Raw genomic sequence first — 12,207 nt, 5'->3', positions numbered from 1 at the left:
TCCGGCGCGCATCGAGGGCGCTCGCCAGACCCGGAAAAACGACATTTTGTGGTTCCGACTAACTATGACGCTGCCGCCCCTGCGTCCTGAATATCAATATTCAAGGTGGTGCCGAGCTGATGGTGTACTGGTATCACCCTGTGTGTATGGACGCGACGTAACGAGGTGTCCGGCAGGGCAGACGTGCGGTGGATTCTGGACACCATAAGGATTCCAGTTGGCCGCTGAAGAGAACAGCGGGAGGATGTCGAGCGGGCATGCCCTTGCCCCCAGGGTGGAACTGGCAACCGCTGTGAATATCAATATTCAGGCGGTCGAAGCGGCGTGTGCAGGGCGGGTGCCGGTTGCGCCAGCCGGGCACGCAGATCTGCGGGGCTCATGGGTGGGGCAAACAGAAAGCCTTGCATGGTCTCGCATCCGATGTCCAGCAGGTGGCGCCGCTCGGCATCCGTCTCGACGCCCTCGGCGGTCAGGTTCAGATTCAGTGCGCGTGCCAGGCTGACGATGCCGCGCAGCAGGGCGTCGCTGCGTGCGTCGTTCATGGCGCCGCTCACGAAGGCGCGGTCGATCTTCAGGATATCCAGCGGCAGGGCGTGCAGGTAACTGAGGCTGGAGTAGCCTGTACCGAAGTCGTCGATGGCCGTGTGCACGCCCAGGTCCCGCAGGTCCGTGAGCACCGCCTTCACCCGCCCGACCTCGTGCATCAGGACGCTCTCGGTCACCTCGAGTTCCAGCAGGTGCGGCGGAAATCCGGTCCGGTCCAGTGCCTCCCGCACGGTGGCCACAAAATCCGGATCACGGAACTGCACGGGTGAGACATTAACGGCCACCTGCAGCGGGTGACCTGCCTCCAGCCACTGCTGGCCCTGTTGGCACGCGGTCGTCAGCACCCACCTGCCCAGCGGCTTCATCTGCCCGAGTTCCTCCACGACGTGAATGAACCGGTTGGGTGCGACGGGTTGCCCGTCCGGAGACCACCGCAGCAGCGCCTCGACCCCGGTGATCTGGCCTGTGCGCCCGTCGACTTTGGGCTGGTAGGCCAGGTCGAACTGCTGGCGATCCACGGCGAGTTGCAGGGCCTGGACGAGGCGGTGCTTCTCGATTTCCTCCCGTTCCTGACTCGCGTCGAAGTAGCATACGCGGTTGCGTCCCGACGCCTTGGCGCGGTACATGGCGAGGTCGGCGCGTTTCATCAGCTCCTCGCCGGTCTGCCCGTCGTGGGGGTAGATGACCGCGCCGATGCTGGCACTGACGCGCACCTCGTGGTCGCCGACCGTGAAGGGGTCGCGCAGCCGGGCGAGCAGTTTGTCTGTGGCGCGTTCAGCCTGGGCGCGGGTGATCGGTGCAGGCAGCAGCAGGACAAACTCGTCACCGCCGACGCGGCTGAGGGTGTCCGAACTGCGCAGGTGGCTCCGGAGGCGCCCGGCGACCTGACGCAGCAGGTCGTCACCGACCGCGTGCCCGAGGGTGTCGTTCACGGTCTTGAAGCCGTCGAGGTCCAGGAACGCCACGACGAACGTCGAGTCCTGCCGCCCACTGAGTTCCGTCATGTACTGCAGTCGGGCCTGGAGCAGGGTGCGGTTGGGCAGGTCGGTAAGCGCGTCGTGCTGCGCGAGATAGGTCATGTGATCGGACAGCGCGCGTTTCTCAGTCACGTCGTGGAAGACGATCACGCCGCCGAGATGCTGGCCCTGCTCGGTCGTGATCGGCGCTGCGGAATCTTCCACACGGTACGTCCGGCCGTCACGGCTGGTCAGGAGGGCGCCCGGTGCCATGCCCTGTGGTCGATGCTCGGTCAGGGCGATCCGCAGGGGATTGGGCAGTGGTTGCCCGCTGGCCTCGTCGGTGAGTGGCATCACTGTCTCGACCGGCTGTCCCATCGCCTCCTCAAGGGTCCAGCCGGTCATGCGCTGCGCGACTGTATTCATCGAGGTCACCCGTCCGTGAGGGTCGGTGGTGACGACACTGTCACCGATTGATTTCAACGTCACCCGGGCAAGTTCCTTCTGCTCGAACAGGGCCCGTTCGGTCTCGCGCAGATCGGTGATGTCCACGCCCAGCGCGAAGACGCCCAGGACCTCCCCGTCCTGCCGGTCCGGAATGAGATGAAGTCGGGCCTGCCGAGTGCCCTTGCGGGTGTTGACCTGAAGTTCACAGCGTTGCTCCTCGCCGTTCAGGGCGCGCCTCACCGTGTCCAGGGGAAACGGGTGTACGGGTGTCTCCGGCCCGTGTCCGTCCGGTTCGGACCAGGTCAGGAGCGTGCGGTTGGCGAAGCGGGGCTCCAGGTTGCAGTCCCAGTACCCGATCATGGCGGGCAGGTGGTCAAGCAGAACCTGCAGATCCTGCTGTGCCCGGACGCGACCGTCGACGTCGCCCAGTGTGCCGGTCAGGCGTGTGGCGTGGCCCGCGTCGTTTCGCCGGGTGACACGCCCGCGCAGGGACACCCAGCGCCAGCGTCGGTCCGGTTGACGCTGGCGACAGGTGACGTCGATCCGTGCCTGCTCACCGCGCAGGTGGGATCGCAGTGCCGTGAGGATCAGGTGACGGTCCGCCGGGTGCACCAGCCGCAGCCACGCCCGTGCGGAGATCGTCTCGGCACGGGCGGTCAGTCCGGTCAGGTTCAGCAGCGTCGTGGAGACCGTCACGTCCGGGCGGGGCAGTTCCCAGTCCCAGATGCCGTCCTGGGTGGCGTCCAGCGCCAGGCGGAGGCGGTCGGTGAGGGCGCGCTCGTGGTCGAGCCGGTCGGTGGCATCCTGGATCTGCGCGATGTAGAAGGCGGGGACCCCACTGTCCTCGACGACCATGGCGACGTCCAGTTGCGCCCACACGAGGTGGCCGTCGCGGTGCCGGTACCTTTTCACCATGGTGTAGTGGTCACGCTCACCGCGGCTCAGTTCCCGCAGCAGGGTCAGGTCTGCTTCCAGGTCGTCCGGGTGCGTGATCTCCTGAAAGGTGAGTTGTTTGAGCGTCTCGGCCTCGTAACCCAGGATGTTGCTCATTGCGGGGTTCACCGTGATGAACTGGCCTTCCGTGGACACCAGCGCCTTCCCGATCGGCGAATGCTGGAAGACCGCCTCCAGCATCTGCGAGCGGTGCCTGGCGTACGGTGTCCCGGGCGGCAGGAAGGGAGCTGAGTCCATACGGCATGGTACCCGCCGGGCGCCGTGCATTCTGCTCACGGCGGGCATGAGCGGCTGTTCTGAAGGGTCAGTGAACGCCGCGTCATCTGCGCGGACGAGGGACGGTGGACGCTGTGTGCGGGCCGCCCCGGATGGAGACGCACGGCATGGACGTCTCCGGCTGAATATCAATATTCAGGAATCGGAGGCGTCCACGCCGCGTGTGTGGGATGAGTTCAGCAGGTCCTGCAGGGCGCGCATCAGCCGCTCGGCCTCGGTGCGCCGGTCGGGCGTCAGGTCGGCCAGGCGGCGCGGCGTGAGCTGCCGTTTCAGCGCGGCCAGCGTGTCCGGCGAGACCGTGGCCGCAGGAGTGGGGGAGAGCAGGGCGCGGATCTGCCGCTGGAGTTCAGTCTGGGTCCAGCCGTGCGTGAGGGTGTTGCCGACCAGCGCATCCTGATGCGCGGCCGGTGCCCGGGCGATCAGCAGGGCCTTGCTGTAGGCCAGCGTTCCGTCCTCGACGGCGCGGCGGATTCCGTCAGGCAGATTCAGGACCGGCAGCCCGTTGACCACGAATGACCGCCACTGTTCCCCGCCCAGTTGCCCGAACAGTTGCTCCAGGGCCAGGACGTCCGCCGCGTGCTCGTCCGGCTGGGCGCGCAGGCGTTTCAGGTATGTCGGCACCTCCGGGGGCGTGATGCTGAACAGTTCAGCCACCAGGTGCACCTTCGCGCGGACCTCCTCGAAGCGGTTGAGGTCATGCCGTTGCAGGTTTTCCAGTGCCGCCACCACGGGCAGATCGGCGTCCGCGACGGCCTTCACCATGGCCGGGATGGACGTCAGCCCGGCCAGTTGCGCCGCCCGGAAGCGCCGCTCGCCGAACACGATCTGGAACCGCGTCCCAACGGGCCGGACCAGGATCGGTTGCAGCACGCCCTGCGCAGCGACGCTGCGGGCCAGGTCCTGCAGGGCGACCTCATCGAAATGCCGCCGGGGCTGATCGGGGTTCGCATCGATATGCGCCACTGGAATCAGACCGGGCGTGGCGGCCGGCGTGGGCGCCGCGTAGTCCCGCGCCCGGTCCAGCACGGCGGTCATGCGGTCACTGCTCTTGCGGGCGAACTTGTTCATGCGCCCTCCATCACGCTCAGGAGTTCCTGCCACAGGGTGCGGAACTGCTCGAGGTCACTCGGCGCGGTGCCGAAGCCCCGTTCGTACGAGGCGAGCGACCGGATGACCGTCTCGAAACGTGGATGGCGGTCCAGGGCGGCGTTCGCATCGTGCGCCATGGCCTTCCGGGCATCGAAGCGGTTGAGGACGATCGCGTAGTTGAAGTTCGGGAGGGCCGCCTCGAGATCGGCGAGCAGTTCCAGCGTGGTGCCGAGGCGATCCAGATCCATCGCGGTGGGCAGCACCGGCACCAGGACGACGTCAGCGACCGTCGCGGCGCTCTTGAGGATCTCGCGGTTGTTGGGGGGCGTGTCGATGATCACGACCGTGCCGTCGCGGGCGAGTTCCCGGGCCTGCCGCATGAGGCTGTTGCGGTCGGCCGCCACGACCCGGAACGGCAGGGTGATGCCGTCGGCCTGAGCGTGCTGCTGCCAGCGCAGCGCACTGACCTCCTCGTCGGCGTCCAGCACCACGACCCGCTCGCCACTCGCTGAGATCGCTGCCGCGAGGTGCATCGTGATGGTCGTCTTGCCCACACCGCCCTTGAGGGAATTCAGGGCCAGGATGCGCGGCGCCTTCGTGGGACCGGTGACCGTGCCGGGCACGATGGTGGCGAGCGCCTCGCCATGCCGCGTGACCGTCACCGGGCGGCCCGTCTCCTTCACTTCCCGCAGGACATCCGGCAGGTCTTCACGCAGGGACCGCACACCGACACTCTTGTTGGCCATGACAGAAGTGTACACATGTGTACACAACGGGTCCAGCCCCCACGCCCAGTCGGCTCCGACACCAGAGTCAGTCTGTCTACGCTTAGTCGAGATGCGACTGGTCCGGACAGACGAGGTGGTCGTGAACAGGCGCACCGTGTTCACCGGCTTTGCTCCCCCAGTCGGCCAGTGTGCGCTTGTCGATCGTGAAGGCCATGACCCCCACTGGAATGGGGCATCCGAAGGTCAAGAGGGTCAGGACCAGTTGGACGATGTTGGGATCAGTCCTGAGTCGAGAGAGCGGTGTGCCACCCGTCGCTGTGAACGTCGCGTGGCAGTGATGACAGCGGGAGCGGGCACCCTGGTCGGCGAGGGGCAACAGGGCATGGGGGCGTCTCTCCAGCGGGTCGGGAGGAGGGAGTCGGCTGCAGGCCACGCCCACTTCCCGACCCGCTGTTGATCACTCCACGCGATCCAGTGGTCCTCCCCAGTCTCTGATCCCCGAATATTGATATTCGGCGGGCACCATCCCGCCTTCAAGTCCGCCCTGCCCGGCGCCTGCCTCATGTGCGCCTCCCGCGCTGGCGTTCATTCAGGGCGTGCGGCTGACCGGGTCGGCGTCCGCCGTGAGCAGCCTGTCGGGCGTGAACGGCAGGGCGCGCAGGCGCTTGCCGGTGGCGTTGTAGATGGCGTTGCCGATGGCGGCCGGGACGCCCACGATGCCGATCTCCCCGATGCCCCTGGCGCCGGTCGGTCCGAACGCGAAATCGGGATGTTCGATCCAGCGGGCCTGGATGTCCGGGACGTCGGCGTGCGCGGCGATGTGGTAGCCCGCCAGGTCACGGTTCACGACGTGCCCGTAGCGCGGGTCGAGGTAACTCTCCTCGTGTAGCGCCGCGGAGAGGCCCATGGTCATCCCGCCGATGAACTGCGAGGTGGCGGTGCGGGGGTTGATGATGCGGCCCGGGTCGTACACGCCCAGCAGGCGGGTCACGCGGACCTCACCGGTGACGCGGCTGACCCTGACTTCCGCGAAGTGCGCGCCGAACGCGTGCCGGCTGTACTTCCGGAAGTCCTTAGGGCGCACACCCCGGGCCTGCACGCGCGCCCCTTCCGGCGGGGTCGGGCCGTACTTGCGGGTGAACTGCGCCGCGGCGGCCATGATGGAACTGCCCCAGGTGTAGGTGCCCATGCTGCCCCCGGCGCCCATGGCGAGCGGCAGGTCACTGCGGCCGATCTCGAGGTGGATGCGGTCCACGCTGACCTGCAGCGCGTCCGCGGCAATCTGCACGAGGATCGTCCAGGCGCCGGTGCCGATGTCACTGGCCTGCAACTGCACGTGATAACGACCCTGCCGGTAGTGCACGGCGGCCCAGGTGGAGAGCAGGTGCTGGTCCGGGTAGGTGGACGCCGCGACGCCCATCCCGTAGTGCCACTCGCCGCGGCGCCGGGTGGCGGGCGGCTGGCGCTGGTCCCAGCCGAACAGCCGGGCGCCCTCGGTCAGGCACTGCGTCAGGTGCCGGCCGCTCCACGGGTGGCCCGTCTCGGGATCCCGCGCGGGTTCGTTGCGCCGGCGCAGCTCGATGGGGTCGAGGTCCAGCTTGACGGCGAGTTCGTCCATGGCGGTTTCCAGCGCGAACATGCCCGTGAATTCGCCCGGGGCGCGCATGAACATGCTGGCCGGGATGTCCAGCGGGACCGCGCGGTGGGTCGTGCTCCGGTTGGGCGCGGCGTACATGATGCGCGACGCGGTGGCGGTCTGCTCGACGAATTCCTTCCAGCGGGCGGTGGGCGCGACGGCGTCGTGGGTCAGCGCGGTGAGTCGCCCGTCCGCACTGGCCGCGAGGCGCACCCGCTGGTGACTTTCGGGCCGGTAGCCGGTGGTGTCGAACATCTGCTGGCGGGTCATGGCGTACTTGACGGGCCGTCCGGGCAGGGTCTTCGCGGCGAGTGCCGTGAGGATCAGGTGCGAGTGCGGCATGCCCTTCGTGCCGAACGACCCGCCCACGTACGGCGTGTGGATGAGCATCTGGCCGGGCAGCAGGCCCAGCATGGGCGCCAGGAACATCAGGTGGAAGACCGGGCCCTGGTTCGCGTCGTACAGGGTCAGGCGCCGGGCGGTGACGTTCAGCGGGTGCTCGGCGTGCCAGATGGCCGTGACGGGATGCGGTTCGATCGGGTTGTGATGCTCGGTGGGGGTCGTGTACGTCCGGTCGACCGTGACCGGCGCGTGAGCCAGGGCGGCGTCCACGTCACCCTCGTGCGTGTCGGTCTTCTTGAAGGCGTTGACGCGCCGGGGTCGGTACGTCTGCGGGTGATCCGGCCGGAAGTGGGCGTCGAAGGGCGCCTCGTCGTAGGTGACGGTGACGAGCGACGCGGCGTGCCGGGCGATCTCGGGCGTGTCGGCGACGACCGCGCCGATGAACTGCCCCCAGTACAGGACGTCCGGGGACTGCAGGATGTACAGTTCCGGGTCGGCCTTCACGAGCAGGTTCGGGGCGTTCTCGTGCGTCAGGACCAGCTGCACGCCGGGCAGCGCCTCGGCCGCGCGGGCGTCGATGGACCGGACGCGGCCGCGGGGGACGGTGGACGTCAGGGGATACAGGTGGAGCGGCGCGTCGGTGGGTTGCTCGTAGGCGTACGGGGCGGTGCCCGTGACTTTCAGGGGTCCGTCGACGCGGACGCGGTCCTGGCCGATGTGCCGTTCTGCGTTCACCCTTCGCCTCCCTGCTCGGCGCGGCGCCGGGCGGTCGTGCCGTCGCGGAGTTCTTCCAGCACGGCGACGACGGTATTGCGGATCAGTGGGAGTTTGTAGGCGTTGTGAGGTCCGGTCCGGGCGGGCGCGAGTTCCGCGGTGATCGCCGCAGTGAACGCGTCCGCCGTGGCGGGCTGGCCGAGCAGGGCCGCCTCCGCCACGGCGGCGCGCCAGGGTCGGTGGGCGGCGCCGCCCAGCGCGATGCGGACGTCGGCGACCTGCCCACTTTCGACCCGGAGGGCCGCCGCGACCGAGACGAGTGCGAACGCGTAGGAGGCCCGCTCGCGGACCTTGCGGTACGCCGAGTGCTGCGCCAGGGGCAGTGGGGGCAACTCCACCGCGACGATCAATTCCGCGGGCCGTAGGGTGGTATCGAGCTGCGGGTGATCGCCGGGCAGGCGGTGGAACTCCGCGAAGGGAATCCGGCGCGGTCCGGACGGCCCCTCGACGAGGACCTCGGCGTCCACCGCTGCCAGGGGCACGCACAGGTCCGACGGGTGCACGGCCACGCAGGCTTCGGAGGTGCCCAGCACCGCGTTGTACCGCCCGAAGCCGTCCTGCGCGGCGCAGCCGGAGCCGGGCTCGCGTTTGTTGCAGGGCGTGGTCAGGTCCTGGAAATACACGCAGCGGGTCCGCTGGAGCAGGTTGCCGCCCGTGGTGGCCATGTTGCGGATCTGCCCGGACGCCCCCGACAGGAGCGCCTCGGCCACGAACAGGTAGCGCTGGCGGATCAGCGGATGCGCCGCCAGGTCGCTGTTGCGCACGAGCGCCCCGATCCGCAGGCCCCCTCCCTCGGTCGCGGTGATCCGGGTGAGGTCGAGGCGGCGGATGTCCACCAGCGTGTCCACCTGACGGATGCCCAGCCGCAGGTGATCGACCAGGTTGGTCCCGCCCGCCAGGAACGCGCCGCCTGGGCCGATCAGGCTCAGGGCTTCAGGGACCGTCTGCGCGCGCCCGAAGGTGAAGGGCTTCACCGGTGCTCTCCGGGCCGCGGTTCGGCGGGATCGAGGTCGGCGTGCTGGGCGTCCCGGATCGCCGCGACGATATGGACGTACGCGCCGCAGCGGCACAGGTTGCCACTCATCCGCTCGCGGATCTCCGCGTCCGACAGATGCGGCGTGGCCTGAATGTCCGGCGTGACGTGACTGGGCATGCCCCGGCGGAACTCCCGCAGCATCCCCACCGCCGAGCAGACCTGCCCCGGCGTGCAGTACCCGCACTGCAGGCCGTCATGGTCGAGGAACGCCTGCTGCAGCGGGTGGAGGTCCGCGGGCGTGCCGAGCCCCTCGGCCGTCACGACCTGCGCGCCGTCGTAGGACGCCGCCAGTCCCAGGCACGACAGGATGCGCTCGCCGTCCACGAGGACGGTGCAGGCGCCGCACTGCCCGTGATCGCAGCCCTTCTTGACCGACGTCACGCCGAGGTGGTCGCGCAGGGCGTCCAGGACGGACGTGCGCGGATCGAGGTCGAGGTGGTGATCGTGACCGTTGACCGTGAGGTGCAGGGGGATACGCATGGGAACTCCGAAAAAAGTGGCCGGGCCGACCGGCATGAACGGGAGGAGACGGGACTCCAGCATAGAGCAGGGCGGCGCAAACCTTGAGCGTCCGGTGTCGGCATTCGCCGTTCTGATCGTTCAATTCACCCCGCGCGCATGCCGGGCTGACCCGGTTGGACTTCGTGTGGTCCAGACGCTGCCCTGGCCGCCGTGGGGCGCGCACCCGCGCAGGTCGCCGGACGCGGCGGGTGGTCGGTGCAGGTTCACGCGATGCACGGTCGCGCGACGTGATAACCAGCTGACGTGTTTCATCCACGATTCATGCAGTAGACTTTTGTGCATTCTCAATTCACAACCCCAGGAGCACCAATGAACAAGATCATGACGTGCAGCGCTGCGCTGCTGGCCCTGACCTCCCTGCTTGCCGCCTGCACCCCCACGCCCACCCCTCCCACCTACGCCTGCCCCGCCGGGACCACCGTCACCACCATCGGTACCGTGCAGGGCGCCGCCGACGCCAGCCCGCTGGCCGGACAGGTCGTCACGGTGCGCGGCGTCGTGACCCTGGACGCCCAGGCGGGCCTGAGCGGCTTCTACCTGCAGGACGTCGCGCCCGACGGCAAGGCCGACACCAGCGACGGCATCTTCGTGTACACCGCCACCACCCCCCGCACCGTCAAGGCGGGCGAGGTCGTGGAAGTCACCGGGACCGTCAAGGAATTCAGCGGCCTGACCGAGATCGACACGGTCACCACCCTGACCTCCTGCGGGACGACCAGCCTCCCGGCCCCGGCGGCCGTGACGCTGCCCGCCGCGTCCGCCACCGCGCTGGAGGCGACCGAGGGCATGCTGATCACCATCAAGCAGTCCCTGACCGTCACCGACACCTTCACCCTGGGCCGCTTCGGTGAACTGGGCCTGTCCAGCGGCGGGAGACTGTTCAACCCCACGAACGGGCAGGGGGGCAGCGCCGCCGAGAACAAGCTGCGGACCATCCGCCTGGACGACCTGAGCAGCAAGCAGAACCCGGCCACGGTGCCCTACCTCACCAGCGCGGACGCGCAGACCGCCACCCGCCGCGCCGGTGACACCGTCAGCGGCCTCGAAGGCGTCCTGCACTACGCCAACGGCAACTACAAGGTCCAGCCCACCAAGGCGCCCACCTTCACGGCCAGCAACCCCCGCACGGCCGCGCCCAAAGACGTGGGCGGCACCATCAAGGTCGCGGGCGCCAACGTCCTGAACTACTTCACCACCCTCGGCAGCGCCGGGCGCGGCGCGAGCAACGCCACCGAGTTCACCCGTCAGAAGGCCAAGATCGTCGCGGAACTGCGCGCCCTGAACGCCGACGTCATCACGCTGATGGAAGTCGAGAACAACGGCGAGACGGCCCTGAACGACCTCGTCGCCGCCCTGAACACCGCCAGTGGCCGCACCGAGTACGCCAGCGTGCAGACCGGCACCGTCGGCACCGACGCCATCCGCGTCGCCATCATCTACCGCCCCGACCGCGTCGAGACGATCGGCGCCCCGCAGATCGACACCGCCAGCGTGTACAGCCGCCCGCCCGTCGCGCAGATCTTCCGCGACCGCGCAGGCAAGGGCATCTTCACGGTCATGGCCAACCACTTCAAGAGCAAGGGCAGCTGCCCCACCAGCGGCGACACCGACCAGGGCCAGGGCTGCTGGAACCTGCTGCGCGTCGATCAGGCCAAAGCCGTGCTGGCCTTCGCCGACCGCCTGAAACTCAGCGACCCGGACGTGCTGATCATGGGTGACCTGAACGCCTACGGCGCCGAGGACCCCATCAAGACCATCGAGGCCGCAGGCTTCGAGAGCCTGAACAAACGCATTCCCGCCGCGGACCGCTACAGCTACCAGTTCAACGGCGAATTCGGCTACCTCGACCACGCACTGTCCAGTAGCGCCCTGGCGGCGCAGGTCACGGGCATCACCGAGTGGCACATCAACAGTGACGAGCCGGTCTTCCTCGATTACAACATCGAGTTCAAGAACCACCCCGAATGCACCAGCGCCACCTGCACCACCCCGGACCTGTACACGCCCACCCCGTTCCGCAGCAGCGACCATGACCCCGTGCTGGTCGGCCTGAACCTGAAGGCCGACGGCGACCCGGTCCTTCCCCTGACTGTGCAGGCCAGCGGGGACGCCAGCGTCACCGCCGGGCAGGCGTACGCCCTGACGTACACCACGGGCGGCGCGCCGGACAGTGTCAGCGTCACCTGGGGCGACGGCAGCAGCGACTCCCTGAACGTCGCGGGCGGTGTCGCCACGCACACCTACGCGGCCGCCGGGACGTTCACGGTGACCGTCACGGCCACCCGCGGCGCCACCACCACCGCCGCCACCAAGACCGTGACCGTGCAGAGCGTCGTGGAGACCGGCAGCGTGTACTTCAGCGAGTACGTCGAGGGGGCCAGCAACAACAAGGCCATCGAGATCTACAACGGCAAGAACGTGCCCATCGCCGCAGGTACCCTCACGGTGAACCTGTACAACAACGGGTCGACCACGCCTAATGCCAGTAACGTGTTCACGCTCGCCGAGACCATCGCGCCGGGCGCGACGTACGTCCTCGTCAACCCCAACGCCGTCGCGGCGCTCAAGGCCTACGCGAACGCGGAGAGCACCGTCACGAACTTCAACGGGGACGACGCGCTGGAACTCATCCTGAACGGCCAGCGGGTCGACGTGATCGGCCAGATCGGCTTCGATCCCGGCAGCGAGTGGGGCACGGGTCTGACCTCCACGGCCGACAACACCATCCGCCGCAAGGCCGCGGTGACCGCGGGCGACGCCAACGGCACCGACGCCTTCGACCCCGCGGCCGAGTGGGACGGCTTCGCGACCGACACCTTCGACGGGCTCGGCGTGCGCTGACCTGCAGGGCAGGGGGGGCGTGGTCGGCAGTTCGCGGCCACGCCTTCCCTTTTTCAGCCT

The 12,207-nt window shown here is 68.6% G+C and carries 7 protein-coding genes; 1 reads left to right on the top strand and 6 read right to left on the bottom strand.

Going from position 1 to position 12,207, the window contains the following annotated elements; all coding sequences use genetic code 11:
• Window positions 1-299: 299 nt before the first annotated feature.
• From EXW95_RS19405 to EXW95_RS19380, 6 genes are all read right to left on the bottom strand, one after another.
• A complete protein-coding gene (locus tag EXW95_RS19405) occupies window positions 300-3,140 on the bottom strand; it encodes an EAL domain-containing protein (protein WP_174369155.1) in 2,841 nt (946 codons plus the stop codon).
• A gap of 174 nt (window positions 3,141-3,314) precedes the next feature.
• Entirely contained in the window at window positions 3,315-4,247 is a 933-nt protein-coding gene (locus EXW95_RS19400; protein WP_174369154.1) for a ParB/RepB/Spo0J family partition protein, read from the bottom strand.
• On the bottom strand, window positions 4,244-5,014 hold the full coding sequence (locus EXW95_RS19395) for a type II toxin-antitoxin system prevent-host-death family antitoxin (protein ID WP_174369153.1): 771 nt from the start codon (window positions 5,012-5,014) through the stop codon (window positions 4,244-4,246). The genes EXW95_RS19400 and EXW95_RS19395 overlap by 4 nt, the downstream gene beginning before the upstream one ends.
• A gap of 571 nt (window positions 5,015-5,585) precedes the next feature.
• On the bottom strand, window positions 5,586-7,709 hold the full coding sequence (locus EXW95_RS19390; RefSeq protein ID WP_174369152.1) for a xanthine dehydrogenase family protein molybdopterin-binding subunit: 2,124 nt from the start codon (window positions 7,707-7,709) through the stop codon (window positions 5,586-5,588).
• Entirely contained in the window at window positions 7,706-8,722 is a 1,017-nt protein-coding gene (locus EXW95_RS19385; RefSeq protein ID WP_174369151.1) for a xanthine dehydrogenase family protein subunit M, read from the bottom strand. The genes EXW95_RS19390 and EXW95_RS19385 overlap by 4 nt, the downstream gene beginning before the upstream one ends.
• A complete protein-coding gene (locus EXW95_RS19380; protein WP_174369150.1) occupies window positions 8,719-9,264 on the bottom strand; it encodes a 2Fe-2S iron-sulfur cluster-binding protein in 546 nt (181 codons plus the stop codon). Before EXW95_RS19380 ends, EXW95_RS19385 begins: the two co-directional genes overlap by 4 nt.
• A 351-nt stretch (window positions 9,265-9,615) precedes the next feature.
• Between EXW95_RS19380 and EXW95_RS19375 the strand changes: the two genes are divergently transcribed.
• Window positions 9,616-12,147, top strand: coding sequence for an ExeM/NucH family extracellular endonuclease (locus EXW95_RS19375; protein WP_174369149.1), 2,532 nt, complete (start codon window positions 9,616-9,618; stop codon window positions 12,145-12,147).
• Window positions 12,148-12,207 lie beyond the last annotated feature (60 nt).

It is taken from the genome of Deinococcus sp. JMULE3, from assembly GCF_013337115.1.
GTDB lineage: Bacteria > Deinococcota > Deinococci > Deinococcales > Deinococcaceae > Deinococcus.
This window is presented reverse-complemented; position numbering and strand designations above follow the sequence as displayed.